The sequence below is a fragment of the Nocardia sp. NPDC004711 genome (genome assembly GCF_053601595.1).
In genome coordinates, this window is sequence record NZ_JBSGCB010000014.1 from 37,384 (window position 1) to 55,480 (window position 18,097).

Annotated in this window: 19 protein-coding genes; 12 read left to right on the plus strand and 7 right to left on the minus strand. The window is 68.2% G+C overall.

Translation table 11 applies throughout. The annotated features are described in order from the left end of the window. Window positions 1-106: 106 nt before the first annotated feature. Window positions 107-685, minus strand: a complete 579-nt coding sequence (locus ACWEKS_RS15960; protein ID WP_452340777.1) for a TetR/AcrR family transcriptional regulator — start codon at window positions 683-685, stop codon at window positions 107-109. Between the two features lie 345 nt (window positions 686-1,030). Here ACWEKS_RS15960 and ACWEKS_RS15965 point away from each other — a divergent pair, with 345 nt between their 5' ends. The 3 genes from ACWEKS_RS15965 (at window position 1,031) to ACWEKS_RS15975 (ending at window position 2,773) form a co-directional block, all read left to right on the plus strand. Then, window positions 1,031-1,774 carry an SDR family NAD(P)-dependent oxidoreductase gene (locus tag ACWEKS_RS15965; protein ID WP_452340778.1) on the plus strand — a complete coding sequence of 248 codons (744 nt, stop codon included), beginning with the start codon at window positions 1,031-1,033 and terminating at the stop codon, window positions 1,772-1,774. Between the two features lie 157 nt (window positions 1,775-1,931). Further along, on the plus strand, window positions 1,932-2,315 hold the full coding sequence (locus ACWEKS_RS15970) for a DUF427 domain-containing protein (RefSeq protein WP_452340779.1): 384 nt from the start codon (window positions 1,932-1,934) through the stop codon (window positions 2,313-2,315). A gap of 53 nt (window positions 2,316-2,368) precedes the next feature. Continuing rightward, window positions 2,369-2,773: a hypothetical protein gene (locus ACWEKS_RS15975; RefSeq protein ID WP_452340780.1), complete on the plus strand. Its 405-nt coding sequence runs from the start codon at window positions 2,369-2,371 to the stop codon at window positions 2,771-2,773. Window positions 2,774-3,353: 580 nt separating this feature from the next. On the opposite strand, the gene ACWEKS_RS15980 is transcribed toward ACWEKS_RS15975, so the two are convergent. After that, window positions 3,354-4,904 (minus strand): FAD-dependent monooxygenase, encoded by a 1,551-nt coding sequence (locus ACWEKS_RS15980; protein ID WP_452340781.1) that lies wholly within the window; start codon window positions 4,902-4,904, stop codon window positions 3,354-3,356. An 80-nt stretch (window positions 4,905-4,984) separates the two neighbouring features. On the opposite strand from ACWEKS_RS15980, the gene ACWEKS_RS15985 reads away from it, so the two are divergent. Then, complete coding sequence (locus ACWEKS_RS15985; protein ID WP_452340782.1) at window positions 4,985-5,620, plus strand: TetR/AcrR family transcriptional regulator; 636 nt, start codon at window positions 4,985-4,987, stop codon at window positions 5,618-5,620. 14 nt (window positions 5,621-5,634) lie between these two features. On the opposite strand, the gene ACWEKS_RS15990 is transcribed toward ACWEKS_RS15985, so the two are convergent. Next, entirely contained in the window at window positions 5,635-7,539 is a 1,905-nt protein-coding gene (locus ACWEKS_RS15990) for an alkyl/aryl-sulfatase (protein ID WP_452340783.1), read from the minus strand. Window positions 7,540-7,668: 129 nt separating this feature from the next. Here ACWEKS_RS15990 and dinB point away from each other — a divergent pair, with 129 nt between their 5' ends. Together dinB and ACWEKS_RS16000 are read left to right on the plus strand one after the other, a co-directional pair. Continuing rightward, window positions 7,669-8,898, plus strand: a complete 1,230-nt coding sequence (gene dinB / locus ACWEKS_RS15995) for a DNA polymerase IV (RefSeq protein ID WP_452340784.1) — start codon at window positions 7,669-7,671, stop codon at window positions 8,896-8,898. 36 nt (window positions 8,899-8,934) lie between these two features. Next, entirely contained in the window at window positions 8,935-9,732 is a 798-nt protein-coding gene (locus tag ACWEKS_RS16000) for a HugZ family pyridoxamine 5'-phosphate oxidase (RefSeq protein WP_452340785.1), read from the plus strand. A 29-nt stretch (window positions 9,733-9,761) separates the two neighbouring features. Here ACWEKS_RS16000 and ACWEKS_RS16005 read toward each other — a convergent pair whose 3' ends face one another. Continuing rightward, on the minus strand, window positions 9,762-10,634 hold the full coding sequence (locus ACWEKS_RS16005) for a class II glutamine amidotransferase (RefSeq protein WP_452340786.1): 873 nt from the start codon (window positions 10,632-10,634) through the stop codon (window positions 9,762-9,764). A 75-nt stretch (window positions 10,635-10,709) separates the two neighbouring features. On the opposite strand from ACWEKS_RS16005, the gene ACWEKS_RS16010 reads away from it, so the two are divergent. Further along, window positions 10,710-10,940 (plus strand): hypothetical protein, encoded by a 231-nt coding sequence (locus ACWEKS_RS16010; protein ID WP_452340787.1) that lies wholly within the window; start codon window positions 10,710-10,712, stop codon window positions 10,938-10,940. A 57-nt stretch (window positions 10,941-10,997) separates the two neighbouring features. Beyond that, entirely contained in the window at window positions 10,998-11,426 is a 429-nt protein-coding gene (locus ACWEKS_RS16015; RefSeq protein WP_452340788.1) for a nitroreductase family deazaflavin-dependent oxidoreductase, read from the plus strand. A gap of 20 nt (window positions 11,427-11,446) precedes the next feature. On the opposite strand, the gene ACWEKS_RS16020 is transcribed toward ACWEKS_RS16015, so the two are convergent. Further along, window positions 11,447-12,757, minus strand: coding sequence for an epoxide hydrolase family protein (locus ACWEKS_RS16020; protein ID WP_452340789.1), 1,311 nt, complete (start codon window positions 12,755-12,757; stop codon window positions 11,447-11,449). A 23-nt stretch (window positions 12,758-12,780) separates the two neighbouring features. Between ACWEKS_RS16020 and ACWEKS_RS16025 the strand changes: the two genes are divergently transcribed. After that, complete coding sequence (locus ACWEKS_RS16025) at window positions 12,781-14,004, plus strand: site-specific integrase (protein WP_452340790.1); 1,224 nt, start codon at window positions 12,781-12,783, stop codon at window positions 14,002-14,004. A gap of 20 nt (window positions 14,005-14,024) precedes the next feature. On the opposite strand, the gene ACWEKS_RS16030 is transcribed toward ACWEKS_RS16025, so the two are convergent. Together ACWEKS_RS16030 and ACWEKS_RS16035 are read right to left on the minus strand one after the other, a co-directional pair. Further along, the gene (locus tag ACWEKS_RS16030; RefSeq protein ID WP_452340791.1) at window positions 14,025-15,206 is read right to left on the minus strand and encodes an NAD(P)/FAD-dependent oxidoreductase; all 1,182 of its coding nucleotides are present in this window, start codon (window positions 15,204-15,206) and stop codon (window positions 14,025-14,027) included. 107 nt (window positions 15,207-15,313) lie between these two features. Then, window positions 15,314-15,844, minus strand: coding sequence for a hypothetical protein (locus ACWEKS_RS16035; protein ID WP_452340792.1), 531 nt, complete (start codon window positions 15,842-15,844; stop codon window positions 15,314-15,316). Window positions 15,845-16,038: 194 nt separating this feature from the next. On the opposite strand from ACWEKS_RS16035, the gene ACWEKS_RS16040 reads away from it, so the two are divergent. From ACWEKS_RS16040 to ACWEKS_RS16050, 3 genes are all read left to right on the plus strand, one after another. Next, window positions 16,039-16,656, plus strand: coding sequence for an ArsR/SmtB family transcription factor (locus tag ACWEKS_RS16040; RefSeq protein WP_452340793.1), 618 nt, complete (start codon window positions 16,039-16,041; stop codon window positions 16,654-16,656). A 2-nt stretch (window positions 16,657-16,658) separates the two neighbouring features. Continuing rightward, the gene (locus ACWEKS_RS16045; protein ID WP_452340794.1) at window positions 16,659-17,393 is read left to right on the plus strand and encodes an SRPBCC family protein; all 735 of its coding nucleotides are present in this window, start codon (window positions 16,659-16,661) and stop codon (window positions 17,391-17,393) included. A 61-nt stretch (window positions 17,394-17,454) separates the two neighbouring features. Beyond that, window positions 17,455-18,027: a dihydrofolate reductase family protein gene (locus ACWEKS_RS16050; protein WP_452340795.1), complete on the plus strand. Its 573-nt coding sequence runs from the start codon at window positions 17,455-17,457 to the stop codon at window positions 18,025-18,027. The last annotated feature ends 70 nt before the right edge of the window (window positions 18,028-18,097 follow it).

Here is an 18,097-nt window from a genome sequence, read left to right on the forward strand (position 1 = left end):
CGAGTCCCATCGATCCGGGGACGCCGCCGAGGTCTTTCCGGGGCGGCTCCTACGGCGACCCCGAGATTGTGGTGTGAGGAACACCAAGATCACCGACCGAGTCAAGTTAGCCGAAGGCGACATCGACCAGTGCCTTGGCGGCGCTGGCGGAGACCTTCGCGACGGCGGGGTTGTGGTCGAGCCACGCGGAAACTCCTGAGCCGTCGTAGAGCACGACCAACTGATCGGCCAGCGTCTCCGGGGCAGGTGCGCCTGCGGCGTAGGCGAGGTCGAGGAACAGTGAGTGCACCCACAGCCGGTACTCGTCGGTCGCCTTCTCCACCGCCTCGCTGGTCTCGGATTCGGCACTGGCGCACATGAACGCGCAGCCGCGGAAGTCCGGGTCGGCGAAGATGTCGCCCTGTACCTCGAAGATGCCGACCAGCCTCTCACGGGGTGTGCGGTAGCGTGCCTCGAGCTCGCGGGCCATGCGCTCGCGGGTCTGGGCGTGGCGGCCTTTGAGGTAGGCGCGGACCAGCTCGCTCTTGCTGCCGAAGGTGTTGTACAGCGATGCCCTCGCCACACCGGCCTTCCTGATCACCTGGTCGACGCCCACCGAGTTGACTCCCTCGGCGTAGAACAACTCGTCGGCAGCCGCCAGCAACCGCTCGCGGGTCGAGACTCGCGCCTTCATCTCCTCAGTCATGGGTCCATCATATCAAAATTAGACCGACCGTTCTATCAATCTCGACACTGTAATGATAGACCGTTCGGTTCAATCAGGATGGTTCCGAACCTGGGTCAACGGTAGGGAATCGGCGGGTGCTAGCGGGCAACAATGCGCCCTTGCAGTGGAATTTGCCATTTCTCCGGCGTGTTGTGCGGATGTTGGCCTGTTGCGGAAAGCGGCGAACATCCTTGACACCTGTAGATCGATCGTTCTATGTTGTTTATGTGGGCAGACCATTGAGTCTGATTGCATATGAGAAGAAAGCGCCGCATGGCAGACGAGGCCAACACGAACGAAGGAAATCCACAGGAGGCACCCATCATGGCAACACCCGTAGTTCTGATCACCGGAGCACTCACCGGCATCGGCCGCGCCGCCGCGCTCGCGTTCGCCGACACCGGCGCGAAACTCGTCGTCTCCGGCCGTCGTGATGCCGCAGGCAAGGAACTCGCCGAGGAGCTGCGCGCACACGGCGCGGAGGCCGAATTCGTCAACTCCGACGTACGCAACGAGGACGAAGTCCGCGCTCTGGTCGACCAGACCATCGCACGCTTCGGCCGCCTCGATGTGGCGGTCAACAACGCAGGCACCGAAGGCACCCCCGGACCCATCACCGACCAGAGTGCCGAGAGCTATACCGCGACGTTCGACACCAACGTCCTCGGGGTGATCCTCAGCATGAAGCACCAGGTACGCGTCATGCAGCAGCGGGGCGGCGGCAGCATCGTCAATATCTCCTCCACCTACGGGCACGAAGGTGGAGCCGGAGCCGCGATCTACGTTGGCAGCAAGCACGCCGTGGAAGGCATCACCAAGTCCGTGGCGCTCGAGCTCGCCAAGACAGGAATCCGCGTCAACGCCGTCGCCCCCGGCGCCACCGACACCGCCATGCTCACACGATTCACCGGCACCGACGAGAACAAGGCCGCCCTCGTCGGCACGGTTCCGGTGGGGCGGCCCGCCCGCACGAAGGACATCGCAGACGCGATCGTCTTCATCGGCTCGGACCATGCCTCCTACATCACCGGGGCCGTGATTCCCGTCGACGGCGGCCTGTCCGCATAACACCCGCCCGCCGGGCGCGGAGCACCCACCGCCGCCTACGCAGTGAACGCGTCCGCACCCGGTCTCAGGCGCCCGTCCAAATCCGAATACAGCAGCCAACGTAATAACAGCAGCAATACCAGCAATCGGCCCGTGCGGCCGGGAACAGGACACAGTCATGACCGAACGCGAGCGCAAGATCCCCGGCCCCGAGCACCCCATCACCATCGAGGAAAGCGCCGGCACGCGTGTCGTTGCCCGCGTCAGCGGCCGTGTCGTCGCCGACACCACCAGGGCTCTGACCCTGCGCGAAGCCGGATACCCACCGGTGCACTACATCCCGCTCGACGACTTCGATCAGAACCTGCTGGCAGTCTCGGAAACCCACACCTACTGCCCGTACAAGGGCGAAGCGTCGTATTACACGATCACCCTGCCCGACGGCGGCGATCTGACCGATGCCGTCTGGTACTACCCCGAGCCATACGATGCGGTCGCCTCGATCGCCGCACACGCCGCGCTCTACACCGACCGCGTCAACGTCACCACCGAGTCGGCCTGACCAGACCGAGCCGAGGCCCGACGGAGTCCACGACAGACCCCTGGAGGAGAACCGTGAACGCCACACACACCAAGCCCCCGCGCGCCGTCCGAGCTATCTCCGCCATCGTGGTCCGGCTGAGCCATCTCGGAATCCCGCTGGGACCAATGCGCCTGATGGAATCAGGCCGGGCGACCTTTCCCGTGGACCTGATCCGCTACGACGGACACGACTGGCTCGTGTCGATCTTCGGGGAGACGGTATGGGCGAAGCGGGCCCGCAAATCCCAGCAAGTTCGGCTACGCCGTGGCAGGCGCTCCGAGACGTTCGGCGTCGTCGAAGTCGATGACGGCGAGCAACGTGAGGCGGTCCTCGAGCTCGTGCGTCGACAGGCCCGGCGCAACCCATGGGCGACCGCGGCCCTGCGAGCCGACCATAACCATCCGGTGTTCCGGATCGAGCCGCGAAGAACACGATGATCATCGCCACCACTGCCGGCCACCTGGCCAGTCGGTCTCGATGGCCCTGAGCCAGGTACCACCCTTAATCGATTGCGCCCACTTCGGTCTTGATCAGTTTCAGTTTCGCTGTGTCGGTCATGTCGGCGCCCGCCGGTCGGCAATCGTAAGGTGGCGCTCTCACGCTGGTTCACTGGTCTGCCCGGCGTATCCGAATCCTTGGGACCACGTTCTGCACTCACAGCGAGAGAGGATTCCGGACAGCGTCGAGGGCCGAGCTAGGCCTGATCCGCGTAGTGCGTCGAAGGCGGTGTCCCAGGAGGTGTGGACGCGATTCATCTGGTCGAGCAGCCGATCGTCGCGCTCGAAACCGGCGGCGACGATGTCGTGCATCTCGTGGATCACCGCTGCTGAAATCGCGTCGAATTCTCGGTGCGCGGCGTCGGCGCGCTAGCGGGCATAGGCGAATTTCGTCGCGTCACCGCCTTTCTGGGCTTTGATGCACCGGCCTTTCCTGTGGCGGCGGAACGGCCCCTCACCCCAGGCCATGCGAGAACTGACCAGCCTCCTCGGCCCAGGCGCTGAACGACGACGCTGACGATCAGCCTCTACCAGACGATCCGCCATATCCGCCCGAAATTCGGCCGATGCTACGGCGACCCCCACTCGGACCGGCCCAGGCGCCGAGCGCTTCGAAAAGGCCTGTGTCGCAGGGTTCATCCGCGGCCCATGCCACATAGCCGTCCGGCCGGACCAGGACTGCTGTCGGCGCGGGGATGTCGCCGAGGCCGGGTACCGACCACCGGCCCGCATCGCATCGGGCGTGGACGACGTCGATGTGACCCTGCCAGTCCCCGATCCGCGGGCGAATTCCGTTCAGGGACAGCAGGACCGGGCGGCCACTGCGGAGCAGTTCGTGGACGCGCGTACCCCCGGTGGGCAGCGTGAGATCGACGTCGGGGACGCGATGGCCGGACAACGGGTGGCCGTCGCCGACGTCGTAGCGGATGTCCAGGGCGAAGAGCATGCCGCCGAGGCGGTTTCGGACCTCGTCGATGTCGAAGAGTCCGGCGAGCGTTTCGCGCAGCGCCTCGGTGTGGGGGCCGGGGCGCATGAGCGCGGTCTGGGCGCGGGTGTTCTGCAGTACGCGCGCGGCGACCGGCCGGCGTTCGGATTCGTAGGTGTCGAGCAAGGCCTCGGGCGCGCGGCCGTGCAGAACGGCGGCCAGCTTCCAACCCAGATTGGCGGCATCCTGCACCCCGGTGTTCAATCCCTGTCCGCCGGCGGGGAAATGAGTGTGCGCGGCATCGCCTGCCAGCAGCACACGGTTCGAACGGTAGCGTTCGGCCAGGCGGGCAGCGTCGCTGAACTGCGACACCCAGCGGGGACTGTGCATCCCGTAGTCGGTGCCGGCCACCTCGCGGAAGGATGCCCGGAAGTCCTCGAAGGAGGGTTGGGCCGCGTGGTCGATGACGCGGTCGTGCCGGTTGACCATGAGCCGGAACCAGCCGGGCTGCAATGGAAGTACCGAGAAGTCACCCGGTCCGCGACGCTCGGTCAGGATCCAGCCGGGCGACGGCTCCGCCAGTTCGGCGTCGGCGATCATGCCGACCATGGTCGCGTCGGTCCCGGCGAACTCGATCCCGGCCAGCTTGCGGACCGCACTGCGGCCACCGTCGCAGCCGACCAGATATGCGGCCCGGACGCGGCGGCCGTGCGCACCACCGACCCGGATCTCGACACCATCGGAGTCCTGCTCGAGGTCGACAACCGGTGAGTCCCACTGCACGGGTGCACCCAATTCGGTTGCGTACCGGTCGAGTTGGGTCTCGAGGTCGGCCTGGGTGATGACCAGTCCGGTCGGATACCGGGTGGCCAGATCGCCGAACTCGAGGGGCAGCCCGGCAAAATGCCCCGGACCCCGGCCGCGGAACACATAGCCGTGTGCCAGCACTCGCTCCATCAGCCCGCGCTGATCGAGGATCTCCATGGTCCGGGCGTTGATGCCCCCCGCCCGCGACTGTCCGGTGCGTGCGGTGAGGGCGTCGAGCAGGACCACTTCGATTCCCGCGAGTCGCAATTCGCAGGCGAGCATCAGCCCGGTCGGCCCGGCTCCGGCGATGACGACGCCAGTCTGGTAAACATTGTTCACCAGACGAAGGCTAAGGGAGGTGATCCGTGTCGTCAACCACGCAAACCCGGCCGCCCAGGCCGCCGCTAGGCTCTGGACCGATGGTCAAACGTGGATTGAGCCGGGATCGGCTGGTAGAAATCGCCCACGAGTACGTGTCGGCGAACGGATTGGACGCGCTCACCATGCGGCGGCTGGCAGCGGCCGCCGAGGTGACTCCCGGCGCGCTGTACAAGCATCTGAAGGATCGCCGGGATCTCCAGCGCGCCATGTCCGATGCCGTCTACGCCACCATCGACCTGTCCGATATCGACCCCGACACCCCGACGCTCGCCCAGGTCATCGCCTGCTGTGAGCGCATGCGCGCGGCGATGCTCGGATTCCGCGACGGCGGCCGCATCGTCGCGGGCTCCTACTCCCCCTTCGCGGCCACGGTGAAACTGTCGGGCACCCTCATGGCACTCCTGCAGGGCATCGTCGTAGCGCCCTTCGAAGCCGGCGACCTGCAATCGGTCCTGCGTTCCTACACAACCGGTTTCGTCATCGAGGAACAGGCCTATCTGGAGCTCGAGCGGTCCGGCGAATGGCAGCCACTGGTCTCGGCCCTCACCGCCGACGCCCCCCGCCCGAACCCCACCGGCGACACCATCTCCATCATGACCGGCGAACGCGACCGCAGATTCACCGCCGGCCTCACCGCCATTCTCACGGGGACGGTCCGCGAGGATCGCCGGTAGCCGAGTACGCCCGATCAGGGGGTGACGATCGGGAATGTCGGCTCGAAATCGTCCAGCAGCGTGGCGAGTTCGCCGAGTGCGGTCACATCACCGTCTAGGGTGATGGCGCCCGAGCGGGCGAGTTCCCCGGCGCTGCCCGGGGTCAGCAGCACCCCGACGAGCGCCGCCTTCGGGCCCGACACCGTCACCCGGGCATCGTCGGCGCGCCCCTGGCGGGCGTTGAGGACGCCGCGGCGCACCCACATCGTCCACTGCTGTCCCGAATCGGTGAAATCGAGATTGACGCTGATGTTCGCGCCGGTGGCTCGCTCACCGATGACGTGGACCGCGACGAAGTCGAAGAGGATGTCGATCGGCATGGCCAGAATCGAGTCCGGGCTGGCCGTCACATAGGGCGGCGGCTGCACACCCGCACGCAATTCCTTCGCGGCGCTGAGGAAGACGCCCCGCCACTGCGGCCCCTCGGCCTGATACCCCATCTGCTCGTAGGCGTCGGCCTGCAATTCCCGCGCCGCGGTATTGCCCGGATCGGCGAAGACCAGTTTGTGCAGGATCTCGGTCGCCCACCGATAGTCGCCGGCCTCGAAAGCACGCCGGCCCTCGGCGAGAATCGCCTCGGCTCCGGCGAATTCGACGAAGCGGGTGGCCGAGTCCACCGGTGTGTGCGGGTGCAGCGACACCGGATCGCCGTCCCACATGCCGAGCTCCTTGGTGAACACCGCGCGCACATTGTGATGCACGGTGCCGTGGTAGCCGCGATTGGCCCAGGTGCGGCCCAATTCGTCGGGCAGTTCGATGATCTCGGCCGCCTCCAACGGGGTATATCCCTTGTTGGCCAGCCGCAGCGCCTGGTCGTGGATGTACTTGTAGGTGTCGCGCTGTGATTCCAACAGGGCACACACCTGGTCATTGCCCCACACCGGCCAGGTGTGCGGGCCGTAGTGCACCACGGCATCGTCGCCCCACCGTTCCAGTGACTCGTCGAGGTAGCGGGCGAAATTGCGGGCGTCGCGGGTGCGGGCGCCGCGCAGGGTCTGAATGTTGTGCAGCGCATGGTTCGCGTTCTCCGCGCAGGTCAGCGCCTTCAGCTCCGGAATCCAGATGTGCAGTTCCTCGGGCGCCTCGGTGTCGGGGGCGTAGAGGAATTCGAATTCCAGTCCGGCGATCTCGCGCCGCGTGCCGGTCTCGGTGATCGAGTCGGTGGGCGAAATGTAGGAAACGGTCGCGCCTTTGGTGGAGATGATGCCGATGCCGCAGGTGATGTGTCCGGTGGCGTTCAGGTCCAGCAGACCGCCGAAGGCGTAGAAACTGCGGCGCGACATGGCATTTCCGGCAATGACGTTCTCACCGATGGCGAACTTGTCGAACGACTTGATCGTGCCCGGGGCGATGATCGGAACCTTCCCCGACGCCACGTCCGCGGGATCGATCACGCCCTTCACGCCGCCGTAGTGATCGACGTGCGTGTGGGTGTAGATGACGGCCGCGACCGGTTTGTCGGAGACGTGCGCGCGGATCAGCTCCATGCCCTGCTGCGCCGACTCCACCCCGAACATGCAGTCGACCACGATCAATCCGTCGTCGCCCTCGATGACGGTCAGGTTGGCCATGTCGTTGTTGCGGACCTGGTAGATCCGATCGGATACCTGATACAGGCCGCCCAGTTTGATGAGCTGACTCTGCCGCCACAGGCTCGCATCGACCGTGCCGGGTGCGGGCGCACCCTCTTCGATCCAGTCCAGGGCGTGCGGGTCGAAGATGACCGAACCGTCACCGGCGACGACATTGCCCGGCAGTTCGGCGATCAGGCCGCGTCGCACATCCGAGTAGTCCTGCACGTTCGCCAGGTCGTAGCCCGCGGCCGCTTCCCGATGCACGCGGGCGGTGGCCAGGGTCGCTGGTTTCGGCTGGGTGCACATGTCGACTCCATTCTTCGATCCGTGTTGCCGAAGTGTTGCCGCGCCTTGAAAGCTACGCCTCGGCCGTCTGGCGTGAATCGGTCGGGTGAGCGGGACACGCGGACAACAGACCATCGGGTATGCGAACATATGTTCGTGTCCGGTTCGATCACGAGGATGAGCGCGCGCCCCGAGCGGGCGGCGATTCTGCATGCCGACCTGGACTCCTTCTATGCGTCGGTGGAGCAGCGCGACAGTCCGCGGCTGCGGGGGCGGCCGGTGCTCGTCGGCGGCGGGGTCGTGCTGGCCGCCAGTTACGAGGCGAAGGCGTTCGGGGTGCGGACGCCCATGAATGTGCGTCAGGCACTGAGCTTGTGCCCCACTGCGATCGTGGTGCCGCCGCGGATGTCGGCGTATTCGGAGGCCAGCAAGGCGGTGTTCGAGATCTTCCGCGACACCACGCCCGAGGTGGAGGGCATCTCCATCGACGAGGCATTTCTCGATGTGGCCGGACTGTGGCGGATCGCCGGCACTCCGGTCGATATCGCGCGCGGGCTGCGGGCGCGGGTGCGCGCGGAGGTCGGACTGCCCATTTCGGTCGGGGTGGCGCGCACGAAGTTCCTGGCCAAGGTGGCCAGCGCGGTATCCAAACCCGATGGGCTGCTGGAGGTTCCACCCGACCGGGAGCTGGAATTCCTGCATCCGCTGCCGGTGGAACGCCTGTGGGGCGTCGGCGAGGTGACCGCGCGGGAGCTGCGTGAACGCGGCATCACCAAGGTCGGGCAGCTCGCGGACCTGGGTGAGGGGCCGCTCGCGGCAGTGCTCGGCCCGGCCACGGGCAGGCATCTGCACGCCCTGTCGTGGGCGCGGGACCCGCGCCGGGTGGACACCGGGCGGCGCCGGCGCTCGATCGGCGCGCAGCGGGCGCTGGGCCGCCGCCATCGCAGCGACGAGGAACTCGAGGGGTACCTGCACGGACTGGCCGACCGGCTCGGGCACCGGCTGCGCAAAGCCCGGCGGGTGTGCCGAACGGTGGTGCTGCGCATGCGTTTCGACGATTTCACGCGCGCCACCCGCTCGCACACGCTGGCCGAGGCGACCGACAGCGGCGAGACCGTTCTGCGGGCGGCGCGCACTCTGCTGTCCGCGACCATGCCGCTGATCCGGGAGCGCGGCGGCCTCACTCTCATCGGTCTGTCCCTGACCAATCTGGACGACGCCGACACCATGCAGCTGTCGCTGCCGTTCGAGCCGCGCGCGGAATCCACCCTCGATTCGACTCTGGACGCACTGCGCGATCGCTTCGGCGCGGGCACCGTCACGCGTGCGGCCCTGCTGCGGAAGGGCGAAGGGCTCTCGGTGCCAATCCTTCCCGACTGATCGGTCCTGTTCGGCCGCGCGGGTAGCCTGTGACGCATGGCTCTCGACCACGGCGAACCGGGCGACGCGCCCTCGACTCCCCCGCCGCTGACCCCCATCGCGATCACCACCCGGCCGTCCGCGGCGGATGAGGCCAGAACCGTTGCCGCGGCGACGAATACGGCCACCCTGGCCACCCTGTCGGCAGACGGCGGCCCCTGGGCCAGTTTCGTCACGTATGGACTGCTTGCGGGACAACCGGTCCTGTGTGTGTCCCGGATGGCCGAGCACGGCCGAAACCTGGCCGGCGATCCGCGCGCCAGCCTGTCCATCGTGACCCCGGAGTTGCCGGAGGACCCGCTGGCCGGAACGCGATTGACGCTCGCCGGTGTCGCCGAACGCCCGCAGGGCGAGGAGGCGGTGGCGGCCCGCGAGGCCCACCTGGCCGCGGTCCCGGCGGCCAAGACCTACATCGACTTCAGCGATTTCACGGTGTGGGTACTGCGTGTGCAGCGGGCCCGCTGGGTCGGCGGGTACGGCCGCATGGATTCCGCGACCGCCGACGAATACGCGGCCGCCCAGGCCGATCCGATCATCCCCGGTGCGGCCCGTGCCATCGCGCATCTCAATGACGATCACGCGGACGCGTTGCTGGACATGGCCCACGCCCGCGGCGGCTATCCGGACGCGACCGCCGCGGTCTGTGAACGCGCCGACCGCTTCGGCCTCGACCTGCGGGTCACCACCCCGCGTGGCATCGCGGTCACCCGTATCGGCTATCTCGCACCGATCGACAACATCGCCGAGTTGCGCGCGGCCACTGTCGATCTGGCCCGGGTCTCGCGACCGGAGTGACCGAGCGGACCATGCCGCAGCGATAATCGTCAGTGCGCGGTCTGGGAGGCGGCGGCGGTCTCGTCGAGGTCGGCGAGCGAAAGCAGGTGGCGGGGTGGGGAATCCCGAATGATGCTGGACCGCACGTCCAGACGCCCGTTGACGTGGAGCAGTTCGCCGGAGGCGAGCAGCCGCCATCCGGGGTCGTCGTCCATGCGTTCGCTGGCGATGACGACAGCAGGATAGTCGGTCAGCGCGCCACTGCTGGTGCGAATGCCCCGATGACGGTGACTCGCGTGGTCGAGCCGCCGATCGCCTTGTGCGCCACCGGCGGCGCGCTCGAGGACATACAGGTCGTGGGTGCCGGGATAGCGCAGGGCCCACAGCTCGGTCGCGGTGGTGAGGATCAGGTTGAGCGCATAGAGCGGCAGCCGGTCGGCGATCCAGCCGACCGCGTCGGTGATGCCCGCGGTGACATCGCCCGCATGATGGTCGATCCGGGCGGTGATCAGGGCGAAGAAACGCTCGGAGTCGGTGTCGCCGTGGACGAGTCGGCGATAGTCACCGAGTTCGTGATCCAGCTCGTCGAGTCCCTGCAGCACCCCGTTGTGCGCAAACAGGCGCCCGTGCTGCTCGAACGGATGGGTATTGCGCGTCTTCAGCCCGCCCGTGGAGGCGAAGCGAACATGCGCGACGAAGGTTTCGGATTCGCATTCGCGGGCCTCCTGCGCGAAGAGCCGGTCCTCATAGGCGGCGATCGGCTGCTTCTCCACCAGCGGCGCGCCCGCCGCGGTGAAGGTGCCCAGGCCGACGCCGTCGGGTTCGCGGTGACTTTGCTGGGACAGGCTGTCCGGCGCGTTCAGCAACCAGAAGGTGGCGTGCACCCGCTGCGGGGCGGCCGAGAGTCCGAACAGACGACACATGACCAACTCCTCTCACGAGAGGCGAAGACGCGCGGACTGGACGACAGCACGGCCGGGCTGAGGGATGATTGGGCCATGTCGGACACGCCGTCGGTGCTCACGCATCATCGTATGCCCGAGCATGACGCCATGCGCCTCTCGGGCACGGTGGAAGCCATGATGTGGATCCACCGCAACTGCGTCGAGGGCGACGGTGCCACCGAGCAGTCGTGTGGTCGCCGACAGCAGTTACTGGAGCTGCGCATGAAGAGCCGGTGGACCTGGCCGCTTCCGAAACCGGATGCGGAATGGCGGTTGCAGCACTGAGGCGGATTCGCCGCCGGGAGCGGAATACCCACGGCGGCAACACAGTTGATGCCGACCATGACCGACGTTGCGCGTCAGCGACTGCACGAAGAAGTGATCGAGCAATTCCGGGCCGGGGGCGGACAGGTCGGCGGGCAGTTCGCCGAGCGTGATCTCCTGTTGCTGACCACCACCGGGGCCCGCACCGGGCAGGGCCGCACCTGGCCGCTGGCCTATCAACGCGACGGCGACCGCCTGGTGGTCTTCGCCGCCAACGGCGGCCGGCCGCACCGGCCGGGCTGGTATCACAACCTGGTGGCAAATCCGGCCGGGACGGTCGAGGTGGGCACCGAGACCTGGCCGGTCACCGCCGTGGTCGCGAGTGGGGACGAGCGGGCGCGGCTGTGGGACCGGCAGCTCGAGATGACACCCTTCATGGCCGATTTCCAAGCAAAAGTGGAGTGGGAGATTCCCGTCGTCGTGCTGACCCGCACGGCCGCCGCGTGAAAATGTCGCGTTTCGCCCGATCACGGCAAGACCCCTGACACGATTTCCGCCGGCGTTCCGTGGGGCTTGCGAGCGACCTCCCCGCAAGCCCCCATCACATCGGTGGCGGAAGGCCAGCGGCGGTCGCGGAAGGTGCGGCGGAGGTCGTCGGTCCATTCGAACGGGACCTCCCAGGGGATGAAGTGGCCGCCGTGATCGTGGGCGGTCACATTCACGAGGTGGTACCAGGCGCCGCGGTCGCTGTCGCGGAACTGCTGGGCGCGTTGGGCAGTGGTGACACCGGGCGGGTTCTCGTGGGCGACGAAGGTGAGGCCGGTGGGTGCCTCGATCACGGGCCAGCGGTCGTGGGACGGGGTCCAGGGGTAGCGATTGTGGTTGGCGTAGAGGCGCATCGAGCTGCCGATGCAGTTGGTCGCCCAGTAGATGGTCGCGTGGGTCAAGACCTCGTCTTTGCTGAATACGGATTCGAAGTCGCCGCCGCGGTGGTCGCTCCAGCGCATCCAGCGCTCCAGGATCCAGGCCAGCATGCCCGCGGGTGAATCCGACAGGCCGTGCGCCAGGGTGGCGGGGGCGAGCATCTGGGCGGACAGGTGGACCGCGAATCGCTTCTCCAGCTCGATGATTCGCGCGTGCACGTCGCCGGGCAGGCCCTCGGGAATCGGGCGGCCGCCGGTGATGTCCCAGGCGCGTTCGCCGTTGAACAGGTCCAGGCGCTGACCGGAGCCGATATGGATGCCGTAGAGGGCGTCGGCGTATTTGTGGCCGAGCTGGCCGGTGACCAGGGCGCCGACATCGCATCCGGCGGCGGCGTAGGTGCGATGGCCCAGCACATCGGTCATGAGGGTGTGCCAGAGGTCGGCGATCTTCCAGAAGTTCAGATCCGGGCGCGACGGTACCGGGGTGGAGAAACCGAAACCGGGCAGCGAGGGGACGATGACCTCGAACGCGTCCGCGGGATCACCGCCGTGCGCAGCCGGATCGGCCAGCGGGTCGATCACTGTGGACCAGTGCCAGAAGGTCCAGGGCCAGCCGTGGGTGAGGATCAGCGGGATCGGGTTGTCGCCGACGCCAGGTTTGCGCAGGAAGTGAATGGGGACGCCGTCCACCTCGACCCGGTAGTGCTCGTAGGCGTTCATGGCCTTTTCCTGTGCGCGCCAATCGAAGTCGGTACGCCAGTGATCGACCAGCTCGCGCAGATAGGCGGTGGGCACACCGTAGTGGCCGTCGGCATTGCCGTCGTCGTCGAACCAGCGGGTCCGGGTCAGGCGCTGTCGGAGGTCGTCGAGAATGTCGTCGGACACGTGAATCGGGGTCTGCTGCAACGGGAGCACATAGTCAATCTAGGGTCGGGGACATGCCAGATCCGACGGAGGTCACCGAGCCGGTGGAACAGACCGCGGTGATCGCGGTGCCCGACGAGGTGCGCGGCGAATTGCGACGCGGGGTGCGCAGTGTGCTGGTCGACGCGGCGGCGCTGCGTCTGGTACGCGATCGTTTCGACGAGGTGCAGGCCGGATCGCTGCGGCGGTATCTCGAGGCGTCGCAGTCGGCGAATACCTTGCGCGCGTACCGGACCGACTGGATCGCGTGGGCGGCCTGGTGCGCGGCGGAAGCGCGGCAGGCGCTACCGGCGGACGCCCTGGACGTGGCGGTGTATCTGGCCGCGGCGGCGGACGCGCGGCGGGAGAACGGCGAATGGGCCTTCAGCGCCGCCACTTTGGAGCGCAAGGCCGCGGCGCTGGCCGCCGTGCACGCCGCCAACGGATTGCCCTCCCCCACCCGCGCCGACGTGGTGCGGCTGACCCTGCGCGGTATCCGCCGCACCCGGCGCAGCCGTCCCAAGCGGAAGCGGCCGGTGCTGCTGCACACCCTCGATCAGCTGCTGAACGAGTTGCCGGCCGCGCAGTGGCCCACCGAACCGGCCCGCCGCCGCGACACACTGCTGTTGCTGGTCGGATTCGCTGGGGCGCTGCGCCGCAGTGAGATCGCCGCGCTGCGGGTCGCCGATGTCGCGGTCACCACCGACCACACCACCGGCGAGCCGCTGCTGCTGATCCAGCTGCCCGCCACCAAGACCGACGCCACCGGCGTGAACGAACAACGCGTCGCCCTGCCCCGCGGCCAGCGCCCGCACACCTGCCCCGTCTGCGCCTTCGCCGACTGGACCCGCCTGCGCGAGGCGCACGCCGCCACCGACCTGCGCGCCTGGCTCGACGCCACCCCGCCGCCCGACCCCCACATCCACCGCTGCCACGGCTTCGCCGGCACCACCCTCACCGACCCGAATCTGCCGCTGTTCCCGGCCATTTCACGCCACGGCGGCATCGCCGCCACCGCCATGTCCGGCCGCGCGGTCGCCGAACTCGTCAAGCGCTACGCCGCCCGCGCCGGCCTCGACCCCACCCTGTTCTCCGGTCACTCCCTGCGCGCCGGCTTCGCCACCCAGGCCGCCCTCGGCGGCGCCAGCGACCGCGAGATCATGCGCCAGGGCCGCTGGTCCAACCCCCGCACCGTCCACGGCTACATCCGCACCGCCAACCCACTCGAGGACAACGCCGTCACGAAACTGGGCTTGTAGCGGCGATTTCGACCGGCGGTCTACCTCTGATCGGCCATCGCTGCGGCGGCCGCGATGCGCTGCTGACGTTTGCCGCCCTTGATGGCCGCGTAGGAGCCGGGTTTGCGGGCTTCGCGGGCGAGGCCCCACACGGTGGATTTACAGATCGCCTCCTTGACGGTGGCGGCAACGCGGCCGGCGAGGTAGGCCCGACGGGCGGTGTCGTCGAAGTGGGCCAGCTGCACGGTCGCGCGTTTGCGGCCCAGGCTGATGCACTGGCCGACGAACGCGATATCGATTGCGGCGGGCTCGGATTCGGCGAGGCGGCTCAGGATGGTTCCGGCAGCGTGGGCGCCGAGCGGGACGGCGGCCTGGCAGCTCATGCGCAGGGGTTGGCCGGAGGGGGCGGCGGCGTCACCGGCGGCCAGGATGTGGGGATCGTCGACGCTGGTGAGGGTTTCGTCGGTGAGCAGGCGGCCGGCGGCGTCGGTGCTCAGGCCGCTGCGGGCGGCCAGGTCCGGGACGCCGAAACCGGCCGTCCACACCGTGATCGGGCTGGGCAGTTCGCGACCGTCGGCCAGCACGACGCTGTGCGGGTGAACGGCGGTGACCTTGGCATCCGGACCGTCGACGATGGTCACGCCGAGTGTGGTCAGTTGCCGGGCGACCGAGCGGCGGGCGGTCGTCGTCAGGTACGGGCCGAGCAGGCCACCGCACACCAGGGTGACCGGGCGGCCCTGCTCGGCGAGCTCGGCGGCGGTCTCGATGCCGGTGGGCCCGGCACCGACCACTGTCACCGGTGCGGCCGCGTCCGCACCGGCCAGCGCGTCGCGCAGTTGCTCGGCGTGCTCGAATTCCGCGATGTCGTAGGCGTATTCGGCTGCGCCCGGGACGGCCGGGGCCGCCCCGTGGCTGCCGACGGCGTAGATGAGGTAGTCGTAGGCCACATTGCCTCCGCTCTTCAGCGCCACGCTGCGCCGCACCCCATCGATCACCGTCGCCTCATCGACGATCAGCCGGATCCCCGCGCCGAGCAGCGCGTCGTACTCGACCACGGCGGAGCCGGAGCCGGCGACCAACTGGTGCAACCGAATTCGCTCCACGAACTGCGGCCGCGGATTGATCACCGTGATCTCCACGTCCTCCCGAGTCCGCAACCGGTTGGCTGCGATGATCCCCGCATATCCGCCGCCGACCACGACGACCCTGACGACCCGTTCCATGTCCGCCCTCCTTCACCGTTGGTGGTTTCGGACATGAAGACACCATTCGAGCCCGATGTGTGACATCGCGGCGCGTGTCGGTGACGCGGCTCACCGCGGCGCCGACGTCACCGTGGCCGTCGCTTGCGGGCCGTGAGTGCCTCGGACCAGTTCAGGGCAGGCGGCCAGGACGGGCCGTCGATGACCGGAATGTGCGGAGCGTGGCGGGTGACGGCCGCGGCCAGGCTCTGGCGCGATACCCGCCAGCCCGTCATGCGGCGGTATGCCCAGCGGATGGTGCCGTCGGCACCGGGGATCAGGTCGGCGCGACCGGCGTCGCGCAGGAGCCGGGCCGACGATTCGGGTATGGGGCGGGCCGCCGGACCGCCTCGGGAGGGTTGGGTGGTGCCGCGGGCCCGCACGCCGATGCACCGGTGGCGGAACTGATTTCGCGGCGTCGAGGTGGTTTCGGTGAACAGTTCGATCGCGCAGATTCGCGACCAGGGCACGGTCTGGACAGGGCCGAACGCATCAGCAGCGAAGTAGACACCCGCACCGTGGACGGCGAAGACCACTCGGCCGTGCGCGGCGCGGCGCCACCGCCACAGTCCCGTGCGTACAACGTAGGCGTCCGGACCGAAGTCAGCAGGACCGGTCATCGCGCGTCAGTCGCTGGAGCCGCCGCTGTGGGGATGGCCACTATGAAGAAAATTCTCACCGGCGCAGCGTGCGGCGCGACCCGGCCGGTGTCAATGCCGGAAACCCGGTCGACCGCGGTCGGCACCAGCGGCACTCGACGACCGACAACTTCGTCTTCCTTGACAAATATTTTTGTCGGTGAGACTCTGGGGTGGTGCTGGACGTCGCTGTGATCGAAGAACCCGCCGCGGCCGAGGCTTCCCTGGACCCGATCCGGTCCCGGATCCTCGCCGCTCTCGCCGAGCCGGGCTCGGCCGCCATGCTCGCCGGTCGGCTCGGGCTACCGCGGCAGAAGGTGAACTACCACCTCAAGGAGCTGGAGCGGCACGGGCTGGTCGAGCTGGTCGAGGAACGGCGCAAGGGCAATGTCACCGAGCGTGTATTCCGGGCCACGGCAGCCTCTTACGTGATCTCCCCCAGCGCGCTGGGTGCGGTCAGTCCGGATCCGGCGCGCTCGCCCGACCAGTTGTCGGCGCGGTGGCTGGTGGCGCTGGGCGCGCGGCTGGTACAGGAGGTCGGGGCGCTGCTGAGCGGCGCGGCCCGGGCGCAGCGGCGGGTCGCGACCTTCGGGATCGACGCGCAGGTGCGGTTCGCGTCCGCGGCCGACCGGGCGGCGTTCGCCGAGGAGCTGGCGCAGGCAGTGACGACACTGGTCAGCCGCTACCACGACGAGTCCGCACCGGGCGGGCGCGACCACCGGGTGGTCGTCGGCATGCACCAGATTCCCACCGCGCGGAAAGACACCGAATCCGAAGCAGGACAGGAGAACTGACGATGGGGCATCCGTTCGAAATCGAGCTGGAGGCGACCCTGCCCGCGAGCCCGGACCAGGTCTGGGAGGCGATCGCGACCGGGCCGGGAATCGACTCCTGGTTCATGGGGCGCAACGAGGTCGAGGCACGGACCGGCGGGATCGCCGCCATGGATACCGGTGGCCGGCGGGAAGAATCGGTGATCACCGCGTACGAGCCGGGCAAGCACTTCGCCACCCGCACCGGGACCGACGAGGACGGCCGGTTCATGGCCTTCGAGTATCTGCTCGAGGGGCGCGAGGGCGGCAGCACCGTCCTGCGGGTGGTCCACAGCGGCATGCTGGGCGACGACTGGCAGGACGAATACGACGCTCTGCGCCGCGGCTGGCCGTTCCACCTGAACACGCTGCGCGAATACCTGACGCACTTCCCGGGCCGGATCGCGGCTCCCGTATTCGCCGTCGCCATGGGCTCTTCGGGGCAGGCGGTGCGGTCGGCGCTCATCCGGGCGCTGGCGCTACCGGACCCGGTGGCGGTGGGCGCGCGGGTGCAGGCCGAACCAGCGGGCTTGCCGGCGCTGCACGGTGAGGTGGTGTGGGCCGACGACGAGCGTTTCGAGATCCGCACCGCCGACGGGCTCTACACCTTCCACCACGCGCCCACCGGGCTGGCGCTGATGTTCCATCACCTGTTCGGTCTCGACACCGCCGGGGCCGAGACCGCCTGGCAACAGTGGCTCACCAGCCTGCTGGGCTGACGCAGCCCCGGCCGAACCATTCGAATCACCAACTGACACACCACATATCAAGGAGCAGAGCATGCGCACTCTCATCAGCACCGCCTTCATTTCCCTCGACGGCGTCGTGGAGGGCCCGGGTGGCGAACCCGGCTACCGGAACTCCGGCTGGACCTTCAAGGATGTCGAATTCGTTCCCGAGGCCTACGAGATCAAAGGACGGGAGCAGGAGGAAGCCACCGCGATGCTGCTGGGCCGCGTCAGCTATGCGGCTTTCAGCCCGGTGTGGCCCGACATGGCGGATTTTGCCGGGTACAAGGGCATGCCGAAATACGTCGTCTCCACCACGCTCACCGATGCCGACCTGGTGACGAACTGGGGCGAGACCACCATCCTGCGCTCCGTCGACGAGGTAGCAGCCCTGAAGGACACCGACGGCGGCCCGATCATCATCCACGGCAGCGCCTCGCTCAACCGCGCCCTCTCCGACGCGGGTCTGATCGACCGCTACCACCTGCTGGTCTTCCCGGTCCTGCTCGGCGCGGGCAAGCGCCTGTTCTCCGAGTCCGACAAGGACGCGCAGAAGCTGAAGCTGGTCGAGGCCGCCACCTACTCCAACGGAATCCAGAAGAACATCTTCGACGTCGTCCGCTGAGGCATCCGGCCCGGATCCGGCAGCTTCCTGGAGGACTTGCCGGTTGACCCGTGGCATACGCGGCCGACCG

Excerpts from the sequence above, each read along its gene's own strand:
- ACWEKS_RS15985 (WP_452340782.1), top strand. The coding sequence starts at position 4,985 with ATGGTCAAACGTGGATTGAGCCGGGATCGGCTGGTAGAAATCGCCCAC.
- ACWEKS_RS15965 (WP_452340778.1), top strand. The coding sequence starts at position 1,031 with ATGGCAACACCCGTAGTTCTGATCACCGGAGCACTCACCGGCATCGGC.
- ACWEKS_RS15960 (WP_452340777.1), bottom strand. The coding sequence starts at position 685 with ATGACTGAGGAGATGAAGGCGCGAGTCTCGACCCGCGAGCGGTTGCTG.
- ACWEKS_RS16030 (WP_452340791.1), bottom strand. The coding sequence starts at position 15,206 with ATGGAACGGGTCGTCAGGGTCGTCGTGGTCGGCGGCGGATATGCGGGG.
- ACWEKS_RS16000 (WP_452340785.1), top strand. The coding sequence starts at position 8,935 with ATGGCTCTCGACCACGGCGAACCGGGCGACGCGCCCTCGACTCCCCCG.
- ACWEKS_RS16035 (WP_452340792.1), bottom strand. The coding sequence starts at position 15,844 with ATGACCGGTCCTGCTGACTTCGGTCCGGACGCCTACGTTGTACGCACG.
- ACWEKS_RS16010 (WP_452340787.1), top strand. The coding sequence starts at position 10,710 with ATGTCGGACACGCCGTCGGTGCTCACGCATCATCGTATGCCCGAGCAT.
- ACWEKS_RS16025 (WP_452340790.1), top strand. The coding sequence starts at position 12,781 with ATGCCAGATCCGACGGAGGTCACCGAGCCGGTGGAACAGACCGCGGTG.
- ACWEKS_RS16015 (WP_452340788.1), top strand. The coding sequence starts at position 10,998 with ATGACCGACGTTGCGCGTCAGCGACTGCACGAAGAAGTGATCGAGCAA.
- ACWEKS_RS16050 (WP_452340795.1), top strand. The coding sequence starts at position 17,455 with ATGCGCACTCTCATCAGCACCGCCTTCATTTCCCTCGACGGCGTCGTG.
- ACWEKS_RS16045 (WP_452340794.1), top strand. The coding sequence starts at position 16,659 with ATGGGGCATCCGTTCGAAATCGAGCTGGAGGCGACCCTGCCCGCGAGC.
- ACWEKS_RS15970 (WP_452340779.1), top strand. The coding sequence starts at position 1,932 with ATGACCGAACGCGAGCGCAAGATCCCCGGCCCCGAGCACCCCATCACC.
- ACWEKS_RS16005 (WP_452340786.1), bottom strand. The coding sequence starts at position 10,634 with ATGTGTCGTCTGTTCGGACTCTCGGCCGCCCCGCAGCGGGTGCACGCC.
- ACWEKS_RS15990 (WP_452340783.1), bottom strand. The coding sequence starts at position 7,539 with ATGTGCACCCAGCCGAAACCAGCGACCCTGGCCACCGCCCGCGTGCAT.
- dinB (WP_452340784.1), top strand. The coding sequence starts at position 7,669 with ATGTTCGTGTCCGGTTCGATCACGAGGATGAGCGCGCGCCCCGAGCGG.